Source organism: Streptomyces sp. NPDC041124, from assembly GCF_055592385.1.
Genome location: NZ_JBVIYR010000008.1, coordinates 222,991 through 246,217, shown reverse-complemented (window position 1 = coordinate 246,217; position 23,227 = coordinate 222,991). Strand labels below are relative to the sequence as shown.

Below are 23,227 nucleotides of genomic sequence, written 5' to 3'. Positions count from 1 at the left end.
GGCGACGTGGGGCGCCGCCGCGGGCGTCTCGAAGCCGGCTACTGCGGGCGCCCCGCGGTCACCGCGTAGAAGGCGACCGCGGCCGCGGCTCCCACGTTGAGGGAGTTGACGCCGTGGGACATCGGGATGCGGACCCACTCGTCGGCGGCCGCGAGGGCCCGGGAGGACAGGCCGCTGCCCTCCGCGCCGAGCATCAGCGCCACCCGTTCCCTCCGGTGCGCGGCCACGTCGTCCAGGGGCCTGGCCTTCTCGCCGGGAGTGAGCGCGAGCAGCCGGAACCCTGCCTCCCGCACCGTCTCCAGCCCGCGGGGCCAGGTGTCCACCCGCGCGTACGGCACGGAGAAGACCGCCCCCATCGACACCTTCACGCTGCGCCGGTACAGGGGGTCGGCGCAGTCCGGCGAGAGCAGGACGGCGTCCATGCCGAGGGCGGCGGCCGACCGGAAGATCGCGCCGATGTTGGTGTGGTCGTTGACGGACTCCAGGACGACGACCCGCCGGGCGGTGCGCAGCACGTCGGCCGTCGCGGGCAGGGGCCGGCGCTGCATGGAGGCGAGCGCGCCGCGGTGCACGTGGTAGCCGGTGACCTCCTCGGCGAGCGCGGGGTCCACCACGTACACCGGGGCGTCGAACCGGTCGATGACGTCCCGCATGACGTCGACCCACTTCGCCGACAGCAGCATGGACCGCATCGCGTAGCCGGCTTCCCCGGCGCGCCGGATGACCTTCTCGCCCTCGGCGATGAACAGGCCCTCCGCGGGTTCGCGCCGCCGGCGCAGTTCGACGTCGGTCAGGCCGGTGTAGTCGTGCAGCCGGGGGTCGCCGGGATCGGTGACGGTGACGAGTTCGGCCATGTCAGGCCGCCTCGTGCGGGCCCACGCCGACGACGTCGCCGATGACGATGACGGCCGGCGGCTTCACCTGCTGCGCGACGACGGTCTCGGCGACGGTGGCGAGGGTGGCGTCGACGCGGCGCTGGGCGGCGGTGGTGCCCTCCTGGACGAGGGCGACGGGGGTGTCCGGGGACCTGCCGTGCGCGACCAGGGTCTCGGCGATCCGGCCGATCTTGTCGACGCCCATGAGGACCACGAGGGTGCCGGTCAGCCGGGCGAGCGACGGCCAGTCGACGAGGGAGCGTGCGTCGTCGGGCGCGACATGGCCGCTGACCACGGTGAACTCGTGCGCCACACCGCGGTGGGTGACGGGAATGCCGGCTGCGCCGGGCACGGAGATGGAGCTGGAGATGCCGGGCACGACGGTGCAGGCGATGCCCGCCTCCGCGAGCGCCTGGAGTTCTTCCATGCCCCGGCCGAAGACGTAGGGGTCGCCGCCCTTGAGCCGGACCACCGACTTGCCCTGCTTGGCGTGTTCGATCAGCGCGTTGTTGATGGCCTCCTGGGCCATGAAACGGCCGTAGGGGATCTTCGCCGCGTCGATCACCTCGACGTGCGGCGGGAGTTCGGCGAGCAGGTCGCGCGGGCCGAGCCGGTCGGCGATGACGACGTCGGCCTCGGCGAGCAGGCGACGGCCGCGCACGGTGATCAGGTCGGGGTCGCCGGGGCCGCCGCCGACGAGGGCGACGCCGGGGGTGCGGGTGCGGTGGTGCGGCGCGACGAGGGTGCCGTCGCGCAGGCCCTCGACCACGGCGTCGCGGACGGCGGCGGTGTGGCGGGGGTCGCGGTCGCGTGCCTCCGTCGTGAGGACGGCCACCGTGACGCCCTCGCTGGTGCCCGTGGCCGGGGTCCACGCCGTCGCCGCGTCGGCGTCGTCCGCGCGGACGCACCACACGCGGTGCGCTTCCGCCTCCGCGGAGGCCCGGGTGTTCGCCCCGGTGTCGCTGGTGGCGATCAGGGCGTACCAGGCGGCCGCGAGGTCGCCCTCGGCGTAGGGCCGCCGGTGCCAGGTGATCTCGCCGGCGTCCGCCATGGCCTCCACGGAAGGGGTGGCCTCCGGGGACACGAGGTGGATGTCTGCGCCGGCGGCGATCAGGGCGGGGAGGCGGCGCTGGGCGACCTGGCCGCCGCCGAGGACGACGATCCGGCGGCCGGTGAGGCGCAGGCCTACGGGGTAGGCGGGGTGTTCGGCCATGAGGGACGGCTCCTCTTACGGCGTGCGGTGGCCCTGACGTGCGGATTTTAAAGGGGCCCGGGCGCTGGTGGGTCTGGTGTCCGGTGGGTGGGCAGGGTACGCCGGGCGCCGTCTGCCGGTGGTCGTGCCGGGTGGGCACGACCACCGGCCGGTCGCGACGGCGCCCGGTGCCGCGGTCCCGGGAAGCTCTCGCCCTACTTCTCGGTCACCCCGGCCGAATCGAACGTCGCCACCTCGTGCATGGCTCGGGCCGTGCTCTGGACCAGGGGGAGCGCCAGGAGTGCGCCCGTGCCCTCGCCGAGGCGGAGGTCGAGGTCGACCAGGGGACGCAGGCCCAGTGTGTTGAGCGCGGCCACGTGACCGGGCTCGGCGCTGCGGTGTCCGGCGATGCAGGCGGCCAGGACCTCGGGAGCGATGGCCCGGGCCACCAGGGCGGCGGCGCCGGCGCTGACGCCGTCCAGGATCACCGGCGTGCGCAGCGACGCCCCGCCGAGGAGCAGACCGACCATGGCGGCGTGTTCGAAACCGCCGACGGCGGCCAGGACACCGAGCGGGTCGGCCGGGTCCGGCTGGTGCAGTTCGAGGGCGCGGCGCACGACGTCGGTCTTGCGGACCAGGGTCTCGTCGTTGATGCCGGTGCCGCGGCCGGTGACCTCGGACGGGTCGACGCCGGTGAAGACCGAGATGAGGGCGGCGGACGCGGTGGTGTTCGCGATGCCCATCTCACCGGTGAGCAGGGCCTTGTTGCCGGCCGCCACCAGGTCGCGGGCGGTCTCGATACCGACCTCGATGGCCTGCTTGGCCTCCTCGCGGGTCATCGCGGGCCCGGTGGTCATGTCGGACGTACCGGCGCGGATCTTGCGCGGCAGCAGACCGGGGGTGGCCGGGAGGTCGGCCAGGACTCCCACGTCGACGATGCAGACCTCGGCACCGACCTGGGTGGCGAAGGCGTTGCACACCGCTCCCCCGCCGAGGAAGTTGGCCACCATCTGGGCGGTGACCTCCTGCGGCCAGGGGGTGACCCCCTGGGCGTGCACACCGTGGTCACCGGCGAAGATCGCGACGGCCGCGGGCTCCGGGATGGGCGGCGGGCACTGCCGGGACAGGCCGGACAGCTGGGCGGAGATGATCTCCAGCATGCCGAGGGCGCCGGCGGGCTTGGTCATGCGCTTCTGGCGCTCCCACGCCTCACCGAGCGCCTTGGCGTCCAGCGGGCGGATCTGCGCGACGGTCTCGGCAAGCAGGTCGTGGGGGTCCTCTCCGGGCAGGGCGCGACGCCCGTACGTCTCCTCGTGCACGACCCAGGACAGGGGGCGGCGCTTGGACCAGCCGGCCTGTGCCAGCTCGGGCTCGTCCGGGAACTCGTCGACGTACCCGACGCACAGGTAGGCCACGACCTCCAGGTGTTCGGGGAGCCCCAGCGCGCGGACCATCTCGCGCTCGTCGAAGAAGCTGACCCAGCCGACGCCGAGGCCCTCGGCGCGGGCGGCGAGCCAGAGGTTCTCCACGGCGAGCGCGGACGAGTACGGCGCCATCTGCGGCTGGGTGTGGCGGCCCAGGGTGTGCCGGCCGCCTCGGGTGGGGTCGGCGGTGACGACGATGTTGACCGGGGTGTCGAGGATGGCCTCGATCTTCAGTGCCTTGAACTGCTTGGCCCGGCCCTTGGGGAGGGACTTGGCGTAGGCGTCGCGCTGGCGCATGGCCAGTTCGTGCATGCTGCGCCGGGTCTCCTCGGAGCGGATGACGACGAAGTCCCAGGGCTGCGAGTGGCCGACGGAGGGCGCGGTGTGGGCGGCCTCCAGGACGCGCAGCAGCACCTCGTGCGGAATGGGGTCGCTGCGGAAGCCGTTGCGGATGTCCCGCCGCTCGCGCATGACCTTCAGCACGGCCTCGCGCTCGGCGTCGTCGTAGCCGGGGGCGGCCGGACCGGCGGTCTGTGCCGCTTCGGGCTGCACGCCGGCGCCCTGGGTGTCCAGGTCGTCCGGGTCCTGGGCGACTTCGGCGTCGGGGGCGGAGGGTACGGCGTCGGCACCGGCCGCGTCGTGTCCCGCGGCCGGGACGGTGACGCCCTGCGGCGGTGCCGGGGCGGGAACGGCGTCGTCCACGGGGCCGGACCCGCCCTGGGGCTGCTCCGGCCCGGGTTCGGGGAGGGTGGGGGCCACGGGCGTCTGCCGGGGGCCCTGGACCGGGTCCGCCGCAGCCGGTGCGGTGGGGGCGTCGACCGTCCCGTCGGGAGCGTGGGGCGCTTCCGAGACCTCGGCGGCCGGGGACCGGGGCGATACGGGCGTCTCGGCGGGCGTCTCCTCGGGCGCGGCTCCGACGGGCTCCGGAGTGGCCGGGACGCCGTCCGTCCCGGCCGGCTGCCGGGTACCGGGATCCGCGACCGGTACGGCGTCGACGGACGGGGCAGGGTCCGGTGCGACGGCGGGCGTCTCGACGGGCGCGGGGTTTTCGACGCCGGGCACCGCTGCGAGGGTCTCCGCAGACGGTACGTCCTGGGGGGCCGGCGCCTCCGCGACCTGGTCGTACTGCGCTGCGACGGCCTCGGCGGCCGGTTCCTGGACGGTCTGCGGCGCCCGGAGGGCGTGGGCCGGGTCCGGTCCGACGGCGTCCGTTGCCGGGACGGGGTGCGGCTCCTCGGCCACCGGGGCGGGCTCCGACGCCACCGCGGTACCGGACGCCTCGGGCCCTGCCGTCTCGCTGCCCTGCGCCTGCACGGGGTGAGTCTCCGGGGCGGACCCGTGCGTCTCGGCGTACGGTACCGCGACGGCCGTCGGCTCCTCGGCGGCCGGGGCGGTCTCCGTCAGGGCACCGGCGGCCTGCGCCGGGAGGACGACCGCGTCCGGGAGCTCCGCGGCCCGGGGCGCCCGGAGGTGCTCCGCCGCGTCCGCCGTGTCCGCCGCGGGTTCCGGCGCCGGGGCGTCCGTGGCCGGGGCCTCGGTGGGCTGCGGCACCTCGTGAGTCTGTGCGTGACCGGGAGCGGCGGCCGCCGAGGGCGGCACGCTCACCGGGTCCGGCTCCGACAGCTCGGCCGGGCGCCCCTGTTCCGGGGCGACGGCCTGCACGGGGTCCCCGGTACCCGGGACCTCGGGAGCCGACGGGACCTCGGGAGCCGTCGGCACGTCGGGAACCGCGGCAACGTCGGGAACCGCAGCGACATCGGGAACCGCCGGCGCCCCGGAGGCCACCGGCACGTACTCCTGCACGGCCTCGGCGCCGACGGGGAGGCCCGCGCCCTCCGTATCCTGTCCCGCGACCGCCTCCGTGGCGACGCGGGTGTGGAGTGCCTCGGCCGGGCCGGCCGTGGCCGCCGGCTCCGGCTGCGGGACAACCGTTTCCGCGGCCGGCGCCCCCGCGCCCACCACGGGCTGCGCGCCCCAGGGCGCGGCGGCCTGCGGTGCCGTCGCCTCCCGCGCGCGCGGGATGTCGAGGTACTCGGGGCCGAGCGTCGGCGGGCCGGGGTGGCGGGCCGGGACGTCGGCGGGACCGCGGTCGGCGAGGGAGCGGACCGGGCTCGCGGAGACGTCGGGGATGGGCGGGCCGAGGTGCAGCGGACGGCGCGGCACGGACGGCGCGGTACCCGGCCGGCCCGCGTCGGGGAGCCGGACGCCGCTGAGGTCGACCGCGCCGCTGTCTCGGCCCGCCGTCTCGTGCGGTCCGGGCTCGTGCACGGTCTCGACGACCGGTTCGGGCGCGGGCGGAGCGATCTCGTTGCCCCAGGCGCCCTGGGCGCCGGGCAGCAGCAGGTCTTCGTCCTCGGCGGGACTGTCGGAGAGGTAGGTGTACGCGTCGGGCGCGGGGACGCCCGGCTGCTCCACCATGCCTGCGTTCTCCGGCAGTCCCTCGCCCGGGACCTGGCCGGTGTCGGTCATGCGTACCCCTCGCCCATCGGTTAGTGCTCCTACGACCAGCTCACCCGGAACGGCGCACCGACCGCCCCACACTGAAGAACGAGCGTGCGTCCTCAGCGGCACGAACGGCCTGCCCGAAAAAGGCGACAAAGCCATTCACTGGCATTGTCGCGGCCGCACGGCCGTCGCGTCAGCTTGATCGGCGACGGTTCCGCTGTGGACTGCGCCACGTTGCGCGCCCTCCGGTTACCTGCCGTACCACGACTCACCCCAAAACGGGCGCGTTCTCCGGACATTGAACGACGAAGCGCCGGACGTCCGGGTGCGGTACAACGATCGGCCAGCCTACCCCGCGCGGTAGGACAATCCGATCACGGGGACGGCAATCGGATCAGTTGCCGCGAGCGGGCAGCACCCCGCTGAGCAGGAACGCGACGCTCCGCTCCTTCTCCGTCCAGGCCCGGGTGTCGAGTTGGAGGGACTGCAGCAGCGCACACTCGACCTGGTAGCCGTGTTCCGTCAGGCTCCGCCCGATGAGTTCGGCCGCGTCCCGGGTCGCGGCGTGCGCGACGATCCGCTGCGGGCGGCGGTCGGCCACCGCGGAGACCACGGCCGCTCCCCCGCCCCCGACCCGGACGACGTCCGGCTCGGGCAGGTCCTCCAGTACGTGGGGCGCGGTGCCGTGGACGATCTGGATCTGGACCCCCAGCCGGCGGGCGGTGGAGTCGGTGCGGGCGCAGGCGTCCGGGTCGCTGTCGACGGCGATGACGGCGGCGCCGGCCCGGGCGGCGTCGGTGGCGAAGGCGCCGCTGCCGCAGCCGATGTCCCAGACGAGGTCGCCGAGGCGCGGTCCGAGGCGGGCCAGTTGGGCGGTACGCAGGGGTTCCCCCTCGCCCTCGCCCGGTTCGCGGCCGTACTCCGCTGCGGGCAGCGTCCAGCCGCGCGGGCCGGCCGAGGGGTCGCGTCCGGCGATCCAGCCGCCGAAGTCGCCGGCGGCGGACCGTCCGCCGATGACGATGACCACGTTGGGGTCGCGCCAGGTGTGGTCGGCGGCCTTGTCGGAGGTGACCACGCTGACCCGTTCGCCCGAGGTGCCCAGTTCCTCGCAGATGACGAAGGTGCGGTGCACTCCCTCCATGAGCAGCCCCAGTTCTGCGGGGCCGGCATCGGGTGAGGTGAGCACCGCGACCTTGGTGTGGGCCCGGCACACGTTCACCGCGCGGCGCAGGGTGCGCGGGTGTGCGACCACCACGTGGGCGTCGTCCCAGGGCATTCCGGCACGGGCGAAGGCGGCGGCGACCGGGGACACGGCGGGCACCACTTCGACCTCCAGGCCGAACTCCGGTGCGCGCAGGGTCCGTACGACGCCGAAGAAGCCGGGGTCGCCGTCGGCGAGGACGACGGCCGTCCCGCGGTGGGCGGCGATGCGCCGGGCGGCGAGGTCGACGGATCCGAGCCGCATGCGTTCGGCACCCGGGGGCACCTCGGGGAGTGCCAGGTGGTGGGCGGCTCCGGCCACCAGGGTGGCGGCGCCCAGCGCGGCGCGGGCCGCTGCGGTCAGCGGCGAGCCGTCCCAGCCGATCACCGTGACCCGGTCGGCCATCGTCGTCAGTCTCCTGGGGTCTGCGCAGGTCGTCGGCTGTTCCGCCCTCGGGGCGGTCTGCTGAGGTTACCCGGTGCGGCCGTGAACCGCTGCGGGGGTGCCGCTCGCGGGGGGACGCGGGCGGGGGTCAGTTCCAGTCCGGGTAGCTGGAGAAGCCGCTGCTGTCGGCCAGTTGTCCGTCCGCGCCCTCGATGTCCTCGGGCAGCAGACTCCAGACGATGTAGTCGGTGCGCACCTGGCTCCACCCGCCGTCCTCGGTGCGGGCCCGGGCTATGCAGGCGCCGCGCAGCACGCCCTCGCTGATGCAGCCGATCTTCTGCGCGACCTGCTGGGCCGCGGTGTTGTCGGCTGCGGTGCGCAGCTCGACGCGCTGGAGTTTCTGGTCACCGAAGAGCCACTGAGCGGTGGCGAGGGCCGCTTCGGAGGCGTAGCCCTCGCCGCGCGCCCAGGGGGCGACGATGTAGGACAGCTCGGTGGACCGCACCTGCCAGTCGGTCCCGCCGAGCCGGATGACGCCGACCAGGCGCTGGGTGAGGAACTCGGTGACGGCGAGGTCGAGTCCGTGGCCGGAGGCGCGCAGGGCGGGGGCCTCCTCGGTGATCCAGGTGCGGGCGCTGTCCTCGGTGAAGGGATGGGGGGCGTCGGTCCAGGCGGTGACCTGTTCGTCGTTCATCATCGCGGCGAGGGCGGGGACGTCGTCCGTGTCGAGGGGACGCAGCACCAACCGCTCCGTGCTGATGGAGATGTCGGGGAAGGTGCTCGTCATGCGCCGCTCCGTAATCTGAGAGACCGTCGGGTGCTGCTGAGCTGCCCAGCATGCAGCATGAAAGCACCGGAGCGCACCACGGGGGCCACTCCGCGCAGCGCAGTGGCCCCCGTGGGTGGCGGGTGTGCCGGATCAGAAGGACGCGAGCACGGAACCGGCGTACTTGTCCTCGATGAACTTCTTCACCTCGGGGGAGGTGAGGAGCTCGGCGAGCTTCTTCACGCGCGGGTCGTCCTCCTGGCCCTCCTTGACGGCGAGGAGGTTGTTGTTCGGGTTGTCCTTGGCGGCTTCCAGGACCAGGGCGTCCTCGGCGGGCTTCAGGTCGGCCTCGATGGCGTAGTTGCCGTTGACGACCGCCGCGTCCACGTCCTCGAGGGAGCGGGGCGTCTGGGCCGCCTCCAGCTCCTTGAACGTGAGGTCCTTGGGGTTCTTGGTGATGTCCGCGGGGGTCGCCGCGGTGCCGACGCCGTCCTTGAGGGTGATCAGACCGTTCGCGGCGAGCAGCTGCAGGGCGCGGCCCTCGTTGACGGTGTCGTTGGGGATGGCGATGGTCGCGCCGTTCTTCAGCGCGTCGGCCTTGTCGACCTTGTTGGAGTAGAGGCCGAGCGGCTCCAGGTGCACGTCGACGACGGACACGATGTGCGTGCCGTTCTTCTTGTTGAAGTCGTCGAGGTAGGGCTGGGTCTGGAAGAAGTTGGCACCGACCGAGCCGTCCTCCGTCGCGGTGTTCGGGGTGACGTAGTCGGTGAACTCCTTGACCTCGAGGTCGAGGCCGGCCTTCTCGGCGAGGTTGTCCTTGACGAAGGTCAGGATCTCGGCGTGCGGCACGGGGCTCGCGGCGACGATCAGCGGGCCGGAGGTGTCGGAGGCGGCGTCCTCGTCGGCGCCGCAGGCGGTGAGGCCGAGGGTGAGGGCTCCGGTGGCGAGGACAGCGGTGGCGATCTTGGCGGTGTTACGCACGAAAAGTGCCTTTCCTTGGGTGGTGCGACCCCGTAGCGGGGAGTACGGGGAGTCTGGGAAGGGGGTGTCAGGCGACCTTGCCGACGTCGCCCGCGGCCGGTTCCCTGGCCTTGAGGAGGCGCAGCCCCGGGGCCGGGCCGGAGCGGGCGCCCCGGCGGTGCAGGGCACGGGCGGCGAAGTCGCCGGCGAACTGGATGACGGAGATGACCACGGCGAGGATCGCGACGGTGATCCACATCAGTTCGCTGTCGAAGCGCTGGTAGCCGTAGCGGACGGCGAAGTCGCCGAGGCCGCCGCCGCCCACGGCGCCGGCCATGGCGGAGTATCCGATGAGGGCGATGACCGTGGTGGTGGTGCTGGCGATCAGCGAGGGCAGCGCCTCGGGGACGAGGACCTTGCGGACGATCGTCCAGGTGTTGCCGCCCATGGCCTGCACGGCCTCGACGAGACCGTGGTCCACTTCGCGGACGGCCGTCTCCACGAGGCGGGCGAAGAACGGGATGCCGCTGATGGCGAGCGGCACGATCGCCGCCTCGCTGCCGATGGACGTGCCGGTGACCCAGCGGGTGAAGCTGGTCAGGGCGACCATGAGGATGATGAACGGCATCGAGCGGCCGATGTTGACGATCTGCCCGATGACCTTGTTCACCACGGTGTTCTGCAGAAGTCCGTGCCGGTCGGTGAGGACGAGCAGGATGCCGAGTGGGAGACCGCCGGCGACGGCGATCAGGGTGGACCAGCCGACCATGATCAGCGTCTCGGTACACGCCTGTTCGAGCAGGGGCTGCATCTGGGACCAGGTCACTTGGCCGCCTCCTTCACCAGCGCGGGCTCTTCCCGGTTCAGCACGTCGATCTGGAGGCCCTGTTCGCGCAGGAAGCCGATCGGTACGACGTTGTCCTCGTAGCGGCCCGGCAGTTCGATGCGCATCCGGCCGACCTGGAGGCCGCCGACGGTGTCGATCGCGGCGCCGAGGATCGATATGTCGATGTTGTAGGTGCGCGAGAGCTGGGAGATGACCGGCTGGGTCGCACTGTCGCCGTGGAAGGTGACGTCGAGGACGGTGCGCTCGTCGCCGGACGCCTCGCCGCCGACCGGGAAGAGGGCGGAGGCCAGCTCGGAGCCGGGGGTCGCGAGGAGGTCGCCGACCGTGCCGGACTCGACGATGCGGCCCCGGTCCATGAGGGCGGCCGAGTCGCAGATCTGCTTCACGACGTCCATCTCGTGCGTGATGAGCAGGACGGTGAGGCCGAGCCGGCGGTTGAGGTCGCGCAGGAGCTGGAGGATCGAGCGGGTGGTCTCCGGGTCGAGGGCGCTGGTGGCCTCGTCGGAGAGCAGCACCTTGGGGTCGCCGGCGAGGGCGCGGGCGATGCCGACACGCTGCTTCTGGCCGCCGGAGAGCTGGGCCGGGTAGGCCTTCGCCTTGTCGGCGAGCCCGACCAGGTCGAGCAGTTCCAGCGCCTTGCGGGAACGTTCCTTCCCCGACTTCCCGAGGATCTCCAGGGGCAGTTCGACGTTGTCCTGCACGGTGCGTGAGGACAGCAGGTTGAAGTGCTGGAAGACCATGCCGATCCGGCTGCGCGCCTGGCGCAGTTCCCGGCCGGCGCGCGGGCCGCGCCCGGCGAGGGCGGTGAGGTCCTGGCCGGCCACCGTCACGGTGCCGGCGGTGGGGCGCTCCAGGAGGTTGACGCAGCGGATGAGGGAGGACTTGCCGGCGCCGGACTGGCCGATGACGCCGTAGACCTCGCCTTCGCGGACGTGCAGGTCGACGCCGTCCAGGGCGGTGACCTCGCGACCGCGTGAGCGGTAGACCTTGGTCAGGCCTGAGGTGGTGATCACGTGGGTATCCGTCACTGTCGAGTGCGCGGCGGCTCGGGAGCACCGGGCACGAGGCAATCAGGGTCGAAAGCAGCCGGGGCGGCACGTCACGGGGCACGGCGGAGCGGGCCGCCGGGGAGACGTACGCGCGGGGGCGTGGCTCAGCCGCGGGTGCGGGGCACGGTCGCGGACATGGGCCGGCTCTCGCTTCGGGGCGCGAGGCTCAGGTGGTGCGGGGGCCCTCTAGAAGGCGCGCATTCGGCACGGACACATACAACGAGCACCGGGCGTGGTGGTCGCCTCGGTCGCAGGGATGCGGTCGCTCGTCGTGGTCATGCGGCCAGTAAAGCAGAGGTTCGCTCCTTACCGGACACGGCTGTCCGTATAGTGGACATCCGTGGACAGTCGTACGCGCACGTCAGGGACGTACGGCGATCTCCACTCCCCCGTCGGTGACCAGCGCGGACAGGGCCGAGAGGTCCTCGACGACGAGGTCGGCGGTCAGCTCGTGGGCCTGGTGGGTTGTGGCCAAGGCCACGGTGGTCATGCCGGCGGCGCGCCCCGCCTGGAGCCCGGCCGGGGCGTCCTCGAAGACGACGCAGCGCGAGGGGTCGACGCCGAGGGTGCGGGCGGCGAGGAGGTAGGGCTCGGGGTCGGGCTTGCCGCGGGTGATGTCGTCGGCGGCGATCAGGGTCTTGGGCAGGATGCCGACGGCGTCGAGCCGGGCCTCGGCCAGGCGCCGGGTGGCGGAGGTGACCACGGCCCAGCGCTCGGCGGGCAGCGCGCCCAGGAGGTCCCGCGTGCCGGGGAGCAGGTGCACGCCGCCGTTGGGCACGTCCTCCACCTCCAGGTCCTCGATTTGCGCGACGGCCTCCGGGACGACGTGGGCGGGCAGCAGGTCGGCGGCTATCTCGGCGGCCGGCCTGCCGTGCAGCTCGACCCGTGCGAACTGCTCGGCGGTGATGCCGTACTCCCCGGCCCACCGGGTCCAGCAGCGCTGCACGGACTGCAGGGAGGAAACCAGGGTTCCGTCGTTGTCGAACAGCAGGGCCTGTGCATGGATGGTCATGCCATCGACCTTACGGGCCCGGCGGACCGTACCGGGCGGAGGTCCGTACCGGGCGGAGGTCCGGGCCGGGCGCGGACGGCGCCCGCCGGGGCGCTCCCGGGGCCGGGCGCGGCCGGGGTCCCCGGGCGTAATAAAGTCGCTGCCATGCTTGACGTCCTGACGGTGGCGACCGCTGCCGCCGCCCTGCTGCTCGCCGCCTGGTGCGGGTGGGCCGCCTACCGTGATCAGCCGACGAAGGACTGGCACTTCATCGGGATGGCCGTGGTCACGCTGCTGGCCCTGGTGCAGCTCGTCGTCGGGATCGTGCTGCTGGCCCGGGGCCGGCAGCCGGGGCAGGGCACGACGATCTTCGTGGCGTACCTGCTCGGTTCGTTCGCGTGCGTCCCCGCGGCCGGCTTCCTGTCGCTGGGCGAGCGATCCCGCTGGGGGTCGCTGACGGTCGCCGCGAGCGGTGTCGTGCTGGCCGTGCTCGAGGTGCGGCTCTTTGACATCTGGAGGGGCTGACATGACCGCGACGCGGGAGAGGACGCGGCAGGAGCCGCACCGGACGCGGCTGATCGGCGGGCCCGGGCTGCTGCTGGTCTGGCTGTACGGGGTGATGGTCGTCGGCGCCGTGTCGCGTTCGGCCTACCAGATCGCCACCGAGTTCGACCGGGCGCCCCTCGCCTACACCCTGTCGGCGCTGGCCGGGATCGTCTACGGCTTCATCACGTACACCCTGGTGCGGGGCGGGGAGACGGCCCGCAGGGCGGCGCTGGTGTGCTGCGCCGCCGAGCTGGTGGGCGTACTGACCGTCGGCACCTGGACACTGGTGGAGCCGTCCGCCTTCCCGGATGCGACCGTGTGGTCGGACTACGGGATGGGCTACCTGTTCATTCCGGTGCTGCTGCCCCTGACCGCCGTGTACTGGCTGCGCACCGCGCGGCCCCGGCGGGCCGGGGCCTGATCAGGCGGTGGTGGCGAACGCTGCCGCGTCCTTCTCCAGCACGATCATCGGTACGCCGTCCCTGCCCTCGGACGTTCCGACCCGCTGGTAGCCGACCTTGCTGTACAGCCGCAGGTTGCTCTCGCTGCGGTGTCCGGCGTGCAGCCGGAACGTCCGGGCGCCGCGCTGGCCGGCGAGTGCGGACTCCGCCGCCCTCAGCAGACGGGCGCCGATGCCGTGCCCCTGGAGGCGGGGGTGGACGCAGAGCTTGCCGATCGCGGCGGCGCCGTCGTCGGTGATCCTGCCGTGCACCGAGCCGACGATCTCGTCGCCGAGGCGGGCGACAACGACGCAGTCGGCCGCGACCTCCTCGCGCACCGAGTCGAGGGTCTGGACCAGGGGGTCGATGCGGTAGTTGCCGTAGAGGGCCGCTTCGCTCTGGAAGCACAGGTACTGCAACCTGAAGATCTGCTCCGCGTCCTGCTCGGCCGCCGCAGAGATGGTCACGCTCATGCCCATGTGCGCACGCCTCCCGCTCACCTGATCACCTGTTGTCCCCCACTCCTATCCCCGTCCTCAGCGCGCCGCAACCTCCGGCGCGAGCAAACGCCGCAGACATCCCAGGCATCTGGAACGTTCCGGGCCGAGGCTGCCCTGTGAGATACCCAACTCCCCTGAGACTTCCCGGTAGGTCGGGTCGTGCGCGGACAACAGGGCCTCCAGCAGACCGGGGCAGCGGCCGGGCAGCCTGCGCACCGCGTCCCGCAGGACCCGGCGGTGGGCGGCCGCCAGCGCGAGACGTTCGGGATCGTGGTGGCCCGCGTCGGCGACCTCGCCGGTCAGCGCCGTTTCCCTGCGGGCGGTGCGGCGGGTGCGGCGGGCCTCCGCGCGGACGGCCCGGCGCAGCCAGAGCGGCGGGTCGGGCGGCGGGCCGCCGGAGCCGAGGCGTTCCATCAGGCGCAGCCAGACCGCCTGTTCCAGGTCGCCCGCCTCGACACCGCACCCGAACGCCTCGGCGGACGCCTCCGCGCTGAGCAGCGGGCGGAGGAAGAGGACCAGCTCGTGCGGCGCGACCGGCTCGTGTGTCATACGGGCAACGACTCGGCCGCCCCGGACACGGTTGCCCGGAGCGGCACGACATCACCCTTTCCGGGCGGTACGGGTCAGTTGTTGACGAAGTCCTCGCGCGCCAGCAGCCCGGTGTCGGGGTGGTCGGTGAAGACGCCGTCGATCCCGGTGGCGAAGTAGGCGCGGTAGGCGCCGAACACGTCGCCGTAGGCGTCGGGGTCGGTGCCCCTGCGGAAGTCCGCGGGCAGGAAGGGGTTCTCGTTGCGGAGGGTGTAGGGGTGGAGGATCAGTCCGGCCCGGTGGGCGTCGCGGACCAGGGTCGTCGGCCGGGTGAGCCCCCCGTTCGCGTCGCGCGGGATCACCAGGTCGAGGGTGGGGCCGATGCCCTGGGCGTAGGAGGCGATCTCCCCGAGGCCCTCGGGAGTGATCAGGTCGGCGACGGTGCGCGGGTCGCCGGACTCGACGAAGTCCCAGGGCCTGCTGTTCGCACCGGACAGCAGGACCACGAGCGGGTTGTCCACGAGCCTGCTGAGCCGCTGGACGCCGGTCGGCTCGAACGACTGCAGGATGACGGGCGAGTTCCTGCGGTGCTTGCCGTGCCGGCGCAGGATCTTCGCGACGCGCTCCTCCAGCCCCAGGCCGAGCCCCCGGAAGTAGGTGGGGTGCTTGGTCTCGGGGTAGATCCAGACCTGCTTGCCGCGCTTGCGGGTCTGCTCGTCCTGCCAGCGCAGCACCTCCTCGAAGGTCGGGATCTCCCAGCGGCCGTCGTAGAGGGTGTTGTGCGGGCGGTTGGCGGGGATGCGTTCGACGGCGCGCAGCCGCTTCAGCTCGGCGAGCGTGAAGTCCTCGGTGAACCAGCCGGTGACGGGGACGCCGTCCAGTGTCTTGGTGGTACGGCGGCCGGCGAACTCGGGGTGGTCGGCGACGTCCGTGGTGCCGCCGATCTCCGGTTCGTGCCGGCAGACGATGTGTCCGTCCCTGGTGGGGACGAGGTCGCCGGCCTCGACGACGTCCGCGCCCATGTCGAGGGCCAGCTGGTAGGCACCGAGAGTGTGCTCGGGCCGGTAGCCGCTGGCGCCGCGGTGGCCGATGACCGTCGGCACGGGCAGGCCCTTCAGCCCCCGGCCGCCGCCACGCCGGGCGTCGGCGGCTCTCGCGGTCCCACCCGTCGCCAGGAGCGATCCCGAGGCTCCGAGCACCGCCGCGCCGAGGAGGGCCCGCCGTCCGGTTCCGCCCGCCTGTTCGTTCGACTCCCGCGTTGCCATGCGCGTCCTCCTGGTGTCGGCTCGTCCGCTGCGGGCCGATCGTAGGTGCGCGTCGATGACGGACGGGAGACCCCGGGCCGAACACACGGGTGAGGTTGAGTGTCGTACGCCCTCATACGGATGACGTACACCTGTCGTATTCCGGCGGGGATGTGACGGCTCGTCCGTTTGGGCCCGGCGACCCGGGGCACTCGCGGCCGTGTGCGGGTCCGGGCGGCGTCCGTCACAGCGTGACGGCCGTGTTTCGCGTCGGCCACGGCGGGCCACCGCAGGTGAACCCGGGTCAAGAGTGAGTAAGACCCGGGTGAACACACATGGGCCCGATGTGCGCAACCCCCTGGGCCGCGAGTAATGTCCTCACCTGCACAGACTCATACGGCATTCACCCACGTCCGCTTCCCACCGGAGGGCCCGTTGTCCCGCTTCGCGCTCATCAAGGCAGTGCTCGGTCCGATCATGCGCCTGATGTTCCGCCCACAGGTGGAGGGCGCGGAGAACATCCCGGGCGACGGTCCGGTGATCCTGGCGGGCAACCATCTGACCTTCATCGACTCGATCGTGCTGCCGATCGTCTGCGACCGTCAGGTCTTCTTCATCGGCAAGGACGAGTACGTGACCGGCAAGGGGTTCAAGGGCCGGCTGATGGCGTGGTTCTTCACGGGCGTCGGCATGATCCCGGTCGACCGCGACGGCGGCCGGGGCGGGGTCGCGGCGCTGATGACCGGGCGCCGGGTGCTGGAGGAGGGCAACGTCTTCGGCATCTACCCGGAGGGCACCCGCTCCCCCGACGGCCGGCTGTACCGGGGCCGTACCGGTATCGCCCGGCTCACCCTGATGACCGGCGCGCCGGTGGTGCCCTTCGCGATGATCGGCACGGACAAGCTCCAGCCGGGCGGGGCGGGTCTGCCCCGCCCGGGCAAGGTCACGGTCCGCTTCGGTGAGGCGATGGAGTTCTCCCGCTACGAGGGCATGGACCGGGACCGCTATGTGCTGCGCGCGGTCACCGACTCGGTCATGACCGAGGTGATGCGGCTGTCGGGGCAGGAGTACGTGGACATGTACGCGAGCAAGGCGAAAGCCGCGTAGCGCTGCGCTGGGCGGGGGCGGATGGGGTCACCCTTCGGGTGCGCGAGCGTCGTGGCTGGTCGCGCAGTTCCCCGCGCCCCTTCCGGGGCGGGTCGGGTCGTCTTTCGGGTGCGGGGCCGTCGTGGTGGGGCGCGCAGTGCCCCGCGCCCCTTCCGGGGCGGGTTCAGGGCCTGGATTCGAGATCTGTGCTCGTGGCGAGGTGTTGGTCGCGCAGCATGAACCATGCGGCCACTGACGCCGCCAGGAGGACCGTCGCTCCGGTACCCGCTGCCAGGGTGAGGCCGTCGACGAAGGACTGGCGGGCCGCGTCCAGCAGGGGGTCGGCGAGGGAGGGGGGCAGGTGGGAGGCGAGTTCCGCCGCGCCGCCCAGGGACTCGTGGGCCTCGGGCGGGGTGCCGGCCGGGGCCGTGAAGTCGCGGTAGACGCCGGTCACGACGGAGCCGAGTACGGCGATGCCGAGGGCCGCGCCGAGTTCGTAGGCCGTCTCGGAGACGGCGGAGGCGGCGCCCGCCTGTTCCTTGGGCACGCTGGAGAGGATCACGTCGGCGGTCACCGTGAAGGAGAAGCCGGCTCCCAGCCCCACGACCAGCAGGGCCGCCCCGAGCAGCGGGTATCCGGTGGACTGGCCGATCACCGTGAGGGCGGCCAGGGACAGACCGATGGCGGCAAGGCCCCCGGCGACGACGGAGCGCACCGAGAAGCGTCGTGCGGCCCGGCCGGCGACCAGTCCGGCCGCGACCGCCCCGATCGCGGCGGGGAGTTCGGCGAGGCCGGCCTCGAACGGGCGTCGGTCCTGGACCAGTTGCAGGTACTGCGACAGGAAGAACACCAGCCCGGCCAGGCCGAAGATCGCCAGCAGGTCGGCCAGTACGGCCCCGCTGAAGCCGCGGTGCCGGAACAGCCGCATGTCCAGCAGCGGTGCGGGCAGGGTGAGTTGCCTGCGGACGAAGCCGTACAGGGTGGCCGCGCCCAGCAGTCCGGCGGCCGACGCGGGCCAGGTGAAGCCGTGGCTGGCGGTCTCCTTCACCGCGTAGACGACACCGATCATGCCGACGAGCGACAGGACCACGCTGGTCATGTCCCACGGGCCGGGGTGCGCGGTGCGCGACTCGGGGAGCAGCTTGATGCCGACGGCCACGAGCACGGCCATCACGGGCAGGTTGATCAGGAAGACCGAGCCCCACCAGAAGTGTTCGAGCAGGAAACCGCCGAGGACCGGCCCGACGGCCGTGCCCGCGGAGGCGGTCGCGCCCCAGATGCCGATGGCGAGGCTGCGTTCGCGGGGGTCGTGGAAGAGGTTGCGGATCAGGGCGAGGGTGGCCGGCATCAGGGTGGCGCCGGCGACGCCGAGCAGGGCCCGGGCGAGGATCATCGTCTCGGGCGTGTGGGCGTAGGCGTTGAGCACGGATATCACGCCGAACGCGGTGGCGCCGTAGAGCAGGATCCGCTTGCGGCCGATACGGTCGCCGAGGCTGCCCATCGAGACGAGCAGACCCGCGATGACGAACGAGTAGACGTCACCGATCCACAGCAGCTGACTGCCGGTGGGGGCGAGGTCCTCGCTGATGTAGGGGGTGGCCAGGCCGAGGACGGTCGCGTCGACGGCCACCAGCAGCACGGCGAGCACCAGCACGGACAGGGCGAGCCACCGGCCCGGGCGCTCGGTCTCCTCGGTCGCCGCCTCCGGACGTAGGGCGCTGGTCATGATTGCTTCCTCGGCGCCGGAGCGTCCTGGCGCAGCACGCCGCCGAGCAGCAGCTCGGCAATCATGTGGGTGAAGTCCTTGGGGGCGACGCGGCCCTCGGCCACCGCCCAGGCGGCCGAGGCGAGCAGCCCGTAGAGCGCCTCGGTGAGCCAGGCCGGGGTGAGGTCGATGCGGAACTCCCCGCCCTCCTGCCCGCGGGTGAAGAGGGCGGCGACGCGTTCGTCGATCCTGGCCCAGCCCTCGTTCTGTTCCTCGCCCTCGAAGAGCTGGTTCTCGCTGTAGAGGAAGGCGATCAGCGGGGCGTTGGGCTCGATCTCGGCGATCAGCCGCCGTACGGCGTCGGTGGCGGGCCCTTCGTCGGGCCGGGCCGCCTCCAGAGCGGCCTCGCACTCGGCGATGCAGAGCGCCTCCAGCGCCCGGACCAGCGCGTCGCGCCCGGCGAACTGCCGGTGCAGGGTGGCGCGGCTGATCCCGGCGGCCTTCGCGACGTCGTCCATGGTCGCGGTGGATCTGCGGGTCAGCAGGGTGGCGGCACTGCGCAGTACCTGGTCACGGTCGACAGCCATGAGACGACAGTACCGCAGATGAGACAGCGACGTCTCATCCAAGGCGTATGCGTCTCATCACTGGTGGATGTCGACGGTGTGGTGGATCAGTGCCAGGGCAGCTGCCCGCGCCGCTCCCAGTAGGCGCCCGGCTGCTCGACCAGGGCGGCGAGGCGGTCCATGTGGTCGTCGGTGAGGTCGACGGCGGGGGCGTGCAGATTGGAGGCGAGTTGGCCGGTGGTCGCCGCGCCGGAGAGGACGACACCGGCCCACGGCTGACGCAGGACGACCGCGAGGGCGACGGCGTCGCAGCCCAGGCCGGTCTCCTCGGCGACGGCCCGCAGCGCCTCGGGGGCGTTCGGCGCGGCCAGCCGGCCGTTGGCCATGCCCTCCTTGACGATCACGGTGAGGCCCGCCTCGTGCGCCTCCGCGAGCGCGGGCCCGGCCGAGGTCTCCAGGGCGTTGTAGGTGGACTGCACGGTGCGGAAGAGGGGCTCGCCGTCGACGGTGACGGCGAGGGCGGCGCGGATCGCGTCCGCCTGGGCGGGGCCGCTGGTGGAGAAGCCGACGGTGACCCCCTGGGCCGCCGCGTCCGCCAGCCGGGCGTGCAGTTCCTTGTCGGTGAGGGCCGGGCTCTGGGGTGTCACCGAGTGGATCTGGTAGAGGTCGAGCCGGCCGCCGAGCAGTTCCTCGGACTCGGCGCGCTGACGCTCGAAGGCGGCGAGGGAGTGGTCCTTGACCTCGTGCCGTTCGGCGTCGGTGGACCAGCCGGCGGTGTAGGTGTAGCCCCACTTGCTGCCGATGACGACGTCGTCGGCTTCCGGGCGGTCGTTCAGCCAGCCGGCGAGGAACTCCTCGGAGCGGCCGTAGGAGCGGGCGGCGTCGAAGTAGCGCACGCCCTGGGCGTAGGCGGCGTCGAGGAGTTCGTGGGTGCGGGTGCGCAGGGCCTCCACGCCGCGGTCGTCCCCGAGGTCGTCGTCCCGGCCGAGGTTGATGTAGCCGGGGCGGCCGACTGCGGCGAGGCCGAGGCCGATGTGGCAGGTGGGGGTGGTCGCTGTCGCCAGTCGGGCGAAGGGCATCGCGGGCTCCGTCGGTCGGTCCGGTTCGGCGTTCCGACCAACGTAGCCTGCGGTGCCGCTGCACTCGGCCAACTGGGGCGCCCCGGGAACTCGGGTCGTGCCGTGCCGTGCCGCGGCGAGTGCGGCGCCGTCGTGGCCGGTCGCGCGGTTGTCCGCGCCCCTGGGGGAGCTGCCCTCAGGGGTGTGCGGTCAGTTCTGGTGCTTGGCGTCGGCCCAGGCGTGCTGGGCTGCGAGGTCGGTCTTGACGTCCGCGAGCTGGACGGCGACGGCACTCGGGGCGGTGCCGCCGCGGCCGTTGCGGGAGGCGAGGGCGCCCGGGACGTTGAGGACGGTCCGCACCTCGGGAGTGAGGTGGGCGGAGATCTTGGCGAACTGCTCGTCGGTCAGCTCGTCCAGCTCCTTGCCCTCGGACTCGGCGACCTTGACGCACTCGCCGGCCACCTCGTGGGCCACGCGGAACGGCACGCCCTGCTTGACCAGCCACTCTGCGATGTCGGTGGCCAGGGAGAACCCGGCCGGAGCCAGTTCCTCCATGCGCTCGCGGTGCACGGTGAGGGTGGCCATCATGCCGGTGAAGGCGGGCAGCAGGATCTCCAGCTGGTCGATGGAGTCGAAGACCGGCTCCTTGTCCTCCTGGAGGTCGCGGTTGTACGCGAGCGGGAGCGCCTTGAGGGTGGCCATCAGGCCGGTCAGGTTGCCGATGAGACGGCCCGACTTGCCGCGCGCCAGCTCGGCGATGTCCGGGTTCTTCTTCTGCGGCATGATCGACGAGCCGGTGGAGAAGGCGTCGTGCAGGGTCACGAAGGAGAACTCCTTCGTGTTCCAGATGATGACCTCCTCGGCGATCCGGGAGACGTTCACCCCGATCATCGCGGTGATGAAGGCGAACTCCGCGACGAAGTCACGGGAGGCCGTGCCGTCGATGGAGTTGGCGGCGCTGCCGTGCTCGAACCCGAGGTCCCTGGCGACCGCTTCGGGGTCCAGGCCGAGGGAGGAGCCCGCGAGGGCGCCGGAGCCGTACGGGGAGACGGCGGTGCGCTCGTCCCACTGGCGCAGCCGCTCGGCGTCCCGGGAGAGGGACTGGACGTGGGCGAGGACGTGGTGGGCGAAGAGCACCGGCTGGGCGTGCTGGAGGTGGGTGCGGCCGGGCATCGCCACGTCCGGGTGGGCTTCGGCGAGCCCGGTCAGCGCGTCCTGGAGGTCGGCGATCAGACCGCCGATGATCCGGGCGTGGTCGCGCAGGTACATCCGGAAGAGGGTGGCGACCTGGTCGTTTCGGGACCGTCCGGCGCGCAGCTTGCCGCCGAGGTCGGGGCCGAGGCGCTCCAGCAGGCCGCGCTCCAGGGCGGTGTGGACGTCCTCGTCGGCGATGGTGCCGGTGAAGGAGCCGTCGGCGACGTCCGCCTCGAGCGCGTCGAGTCCGGCGATCATCCGGGTCAGCTCGTCCTCGGTGAGCAGCCCCGCCGTGTGCAGCACCCGGGCGTGGGCCCGGGAGCCGGCGATGTCGTAGGGCGCGAGCCGCCAGTCGAAGTGGACGGACGCGGACAGCTTCGCCAGGGCCTCGGCGGGACCGTCGGCGAAACGGCCGCCCCAGAGCCGTACGTCACCGCTGTTGCTGCTCACTTGCGTGCTCCTCGAGGGTTCCGGATGTGCCGCCGCCTCCCCACGGTCGCGTGAGGAGGCGGCTGTCAGGCTAGTGCGTGCGAGGCCGTCGGCCGGTCAGGCGAGGTCGCGCTTGGCGGCGATCTTCGCCGACAGGCTGTAGATGTCGATGAAGCCCTTCGCCGCCGCCTGGTCGAAGGTGTCACCCGTGTCGTAGGTGGCCAGGTTGAAGTCGTACAGCGACGACTCCGAGCGCCGGCCGGTGACGACGGCGCGGCCGCCGTGCAGGGTCATCCGGATGTCGCCGTTGACGTGCTGGTTGGCCTCGGTGATGAAGCCGTCCAGGGCGCGCTTGAGCGGGGAGAACCACTGGCCGTCGTAGACCAGCTCGCCCCAGCGCTGCTCGACCTGCCGCTTGTAGCGGGCGAGCTCGCGCTCGACGGTGACGTTCTCCAGCTCCTGGTGGGCGGTGATCAGCGCGATCGCGCCGGGCGCCTCGTAGACCTCGCGGGACTTGATGCCGACGAGGCGGTCCTCGACCATGTCGATCCGGCCGATGCCCTGGGCGCCGGCGCGCTCGTTGAGCTGCTGGATCGCCTGGAGCACGGTGACGGGCTTGCCGTCGATGGCGACCGGCACACCCTCCTTGAAGGTGATGACGACCTCGTCGGGCTCGCGCGCCACGGCCGGGTTCTGCGTGTACTCGTAGACGTCCTCGATCGGCGCGTTCCAGATGTCCTCGAGGAAGCCGGTCTCGACGGCGCGTCCGAAGACGTTCTGGTCGATGGAGTACGGGGACTTCTTGGTGGTGGCGATCGGCAGGCCCTTGGCCTCGCAGAAGGCGATGGCCTTGTCACGGGTCATGGCGTAGTCGCGAACCGGGGCGATGCACTTCAGGTCGGGGGCGAGGGCGACGATGCCGGCCTCGAAGCGGACCTGGTCGTTGCCCTTGCCGGTGCAGCCGTGGGCGACGGTGGTGGCGCCGTGCTTCTGCGCGGCGGCGACGAGGTGCTTGACGATCGTCGGCCGGGACAGCGCCGAGACCAGCGGGTAGCGGTCCATGTAGAGGGCGTTGGCCTTGATCGCCGGGAGGCAGTACTCGTCGGCGAATTCGTCCTTGGCGTCGGCGACCTCGGCCTCGACGGCACCGCAGGCGAGCGCGCGCTTGCGGATGACGTCCAGGTCCTCGCCGCCCTGGCCGACGTCGACCGCAACGGCGATGACCTCGGCGCCCGTCTCCTCGGCGATCCAGCCGATGGCGACGGAGGTGTCCAGACCGCCCGAATAGGCGAGTACGACGCGCTCGGTCACGGGATTCTCCTTACAGTGCATTCGCTGACATGCATGAGTATGCAGGAGTCCGCATGATTCGTCAATCCGTCGTCCTGAGGGCCGGTGTTTCGGCCATGCGGTGGCCCGATCCGGACTGCGTCTGAACGCTCGAAACCGCTTACCCGTATCCCTCCCCGGACGCAGGCGCCGCGTCGCTCCACCCCGCACCACCCGAGACACCACCGACCCCGAGTGAGGCATCCGCATGTCCAGGGCTCTTCCGAAGTACAACAAGCGCCGCGTCGCCTTCATCGGCGGTGCCGCCGCCGTCGCGCTGACCGGCGCGGTGATCGCCGGCACGGCCCTCGCCGGCGAGTCGTCCGGGGACGGCGCCGGCGCGGACGCCCGGACACTGGCGGGACCGGGCACGATCTCCTGCCCCGACGTCGCCCCGCGGCTCCCGGCGGTCCCGGCCTCCGCGCAGGCCGAGGTCGACCGCACCCTCGGCGACCTCGACCAGCAGAT

20 protein-coding genes and 1 pseudogene are annotated in these 23,227 nt (G+C 72.6%); 4 read left to right on the top strand and 17 right to left on the bottom strand.

Annotated features, from left to right (window positions below; all coding sequences use genetic code 11):
- Nucleotides 1-38: 38 nt before the first annotated feature.
- The 9 genes from ACZ6A9_RS23005 to ACZ6A9_RS22965 all read right to left on the bottom strand — a co-directional run bounded on the left by ACZ6A9_RS23005 (nt 39) and on the right by ACZ6A9_RS22965 (nt 12,155).
- Nucleotides 39-854 (bottom strand): TrmH family RNA methyltransferase, encoded by an 816-nt coding sequence (locus ACZ6A9_RS23005; RefSeq protein ID WP_468988230.1) that lies wholly within the window; start codon nt 852-854, stop codon nt 39-41.
- A gap of 1 nt (nt 855) precedes the next feature.
- Nucleotides 856-2,088 carry a uroporphyrinogen-III C-methyltransferase gene (gene cobA, locus ACZ6A9_RS23000; RefSeq protein WP_468988228.1) on the bottom strand — a complete coding sequence of 411 codons (1,233 nt, stop codon included), beginning with the start codon at nt 2,086-2,088 and terminating at the stop codon, nt 856-858.
- Between the two features lie 194 nt (nt 2,089-2,282).
- A complete protein-coding gene (cobT, locus tag ACZ6A9_RS22995; protein WP_468988225.1) occupies nt 2,283-5,960 on the bottom strand; it encodes a nicotinate-nucleotide--dimethylbenzimidazole phosphoribosyltransferase in 3,678 nt (1,225 codons plus the stop codon).
- A 370-nt stretch (nt 5,961-6,330) separates the two neighbouring features.
- Nucleotides 6,331-7,542 carry a precorrin-6y C5,15-methyltransferase (decarboxylating) subunit CbiE gene (gene cbiE / locus ACZ6A9_RS22990; RefSeq protein WP_468988222.1) on the bottom strand — a complete coding sequence of 404 codons (1,212 nt, stop codon included), beginning with the start codon at nt 7,540-7,542 and terminating at the stop codon, nt 6,331-6,333.
- Nucleotides 7,543-7,669: 127 nt separating this feature from the next.
- On the bottom strand, nt 7,670-8,308 hold the full coding sequence (locus ACZ6A9_RS22985; protein WP_468988220.1) for a GNAT family N-acetyltransferase: 639 nt from the start codon (nt 8,306-8,308) through the stop codon (nt 7,670-7,672).
- Between the two features lie 132 nt (nt 8,309-8,440).
- Nucleotides 8,441-9,268, bottom strand: a complete 828-nt coding sequence (locus ACZ6A9_RS22980) for a MetQ/NlpA family ABC transporter substrate-binding protein (protein WP_468988217.1) — start codon at nt 9,266-9,268, stop codon at nt 8,441-8,443.
- 67 nt (nt 9,269-9,335) lie between these two features.
- Nucleotides 9,336-10,073 (bottom strand): methionine ABC transporter permease, encoded by a 738-nt coding sequence (locus ACZ6A9_RS22975; protein ID WP_468988215.1) that lies wholly within the window; start codon nt 10,071-10,073, stop codon nt 9,336-9,338.
- A complete protein-coding gene (locus tag ACZ6A9_RS22970; protein WP_468988212.1) occupies nt 10,070-11,107 on the bottom strand; it encodes a methionine ABC transporter ATP-binding protein in 1,038 nt (345 codons plus the stop codon). Before ACZ6A9_RS22970 ends, ACZ6A9_RS22975 begins: the two co-directional genes overlap by 4 nt.
- A gap of 397 nt (nt 11,108-11,504) precedes the next feature.
- A complete protein-coding gene (locus tag ACZ6A9_RS22965) occupies nt 11,505-12,155 on the bottom strand; it encodes an HAD family hydrolase (protein ID WP_468988210.1) in 651 nt (216 codons plus the stop codon).
- Nucleotides 12,156-12,299: 144 nt separating this feature from the next.
- Here ACZ6A9_RS22965 and ACZ6A9_RS22960 point away from each other — a divergent pair, with 144 nt between their 5' ends.
- On the top strand, nt 12,300-12,659 hold the full coding sequence (locus ACZ6A9_RS22960) for a hypothetical protein (protein WP_468988207.1): 360 nt from the start codon (nt 12,300-12,302) through the stop codon (nt 12,657-12,659).
- Nucleotide 12,660: 1 nt separating this feature from the next.
- A complete protein-coding gene (locus ACZ6A9_RS22955; protein WP_468988205.1) occupies nt 12,661-13,101 on the top strand; it encodes a hypothetical protein in 441 nt (146 codons plus the stop codon).
- Here ACZ6A9_RS22955 and ACZ6A9_RS22950 read toward each other — a convergent pair whose 3' ends face one another.
- The 3 genes from ACZ6A9_RS22950 to ACZ6A9_RS22940 form a co-directional block, all read right to left on the bottom strand.
- Nucleotides 13,102-13,599 (bottom strand): GNAT family N-acetyltransferase, encoded by a 498-nt coding sequence (locus tag ACZ6A9_RS22950; RefSeq protein WP_468988202.1) that lies wholly within the window; start codon nt 13,597-13,599, stop codon nt 13,102-13,104.
- Between the two features lie 57 nt (nt 13,600-13,656).
- A complete protein-coding gene (locus tag ACZ6A9_RS22945; RefSeq protein ID WP_468988199.1) occupies nt 13,657-14,169 on the bottom strand; it encodes a sigma-70 family RNA polymerase sigma factor in 513 nt (170 codons plus the stop codon).
- 74 nt (nt 14,170-14,243) lie between these two features.
- A complete protein-coding gene (locus ACZ6A9_RS22940) occupies nt 14,244-15,413 on the bottom strand; it encodes a glycerophosphodiester phosphodiesterase (RefSeq protein WP_468988197.1) in 1,170 nt (389 codons plus the stop codon).
- A gap of 465 nt (nt 15,414-15,878) precedes the next feature.
- Here ACZ6A9_RS22940 and ACZ6A9_RS22935 point away from each other — a divergent pair, with 465 nt between their 5' ends.
- Nucleotides 15,879-16,499: a lysophospholipid acyltransferase family protein gene (locus ACZ6A9_RS22935; protein ID WP_468988194.1), complete on the top strand. Its 621-nt coding sequence runs from the start codon at nt 15,879-15,881 to the stop codon at nt 16,497-16,499.
- Between the two features lie 163 nt (nt 16,500-16,662).
- Here ACZ6A9_RS22935 and ACZ6A9_RS22930 read toward each other — a convergent pair whose 3' ends face one another.
- The 5 genes from ACZ6A9_RS22930 to ACZ6A9_RS22910 all read right to left on the bottom strand — a co-directional run bounded on the left by ACZ6A9_RS22930 (nt 16,663) and on the right by ACZ6A9_RS22910 (nt 22,741).
- Nucleotides 16,663-18,204, bottom strand: a complete 1,542-nt coding sequence (locus tag ACZ6A9_RS22930; protein WP_468988191.1) for an MFS transporter — start codon at nt 18,202-18,204, stop codon at nt 16,663-16,665.
- Entirely contained in the window at nt 18,201-18,770 is a 570-nt protein-coding gene (locus ACZ6A9_RS22925) for a TetR/AcrR family transcriptional regulator (RefSeq protein ID WP_468988188.1), read from the bottom strand. Before ACZ6A9_RS22925 ends, ACZ6A9_RS22930 begins: the two co-directional genes overlap by 4 nt.
- Before the next feature lie 86 nt (nt 18,771-18,856).
- On the bottom strand, nt 18,857-19,828 hold the full coding sequence (locus ACZ6A9_RS22920) for an aldo/keto reductase (RefSeq protein WP_468988186.1): 972 nt from the start codon (nt 19,826-19,828) through the stop codon (nt 18,857-18,859).
- Between the two features lie 189 nt (nt 19,829-20,017).
- A complete protein-coding gene (argH, locus tag ACZ6A9_RS22915) occupies nt 20,018-21,451 on the bottom strand; it encodes an argininosuccinate lyase (protein WP_468988183.1) in 1,434 nt (477 codons plus the stop codon).
- A 96-nt stretch (nt 21,452-21,547) separates the two neighbouring features.
- Nucleotides 21,548-22,741: an argininosuccinate synthase gene (locus tag ACZ6A9_RS22910; protein WP_030221794.1), complete on the bottom strand. Its 1,194-nt coding sequence runs from the start codon at nt 22,739-22,741 to the stop codon at nt 21,548-21,550.
- 226 nt (nt 22,742-22,967) lie between these two features.
- Between ACZ6A9_RS22910 and ACZ6A9_RS22905 the strand changes: the two are divergent.
- Nucleotides 22,968-23,227, top strand: a pseudogene (locus ACZ6A9_RS22905) (hypothetical protein); the annotation flags it as partial.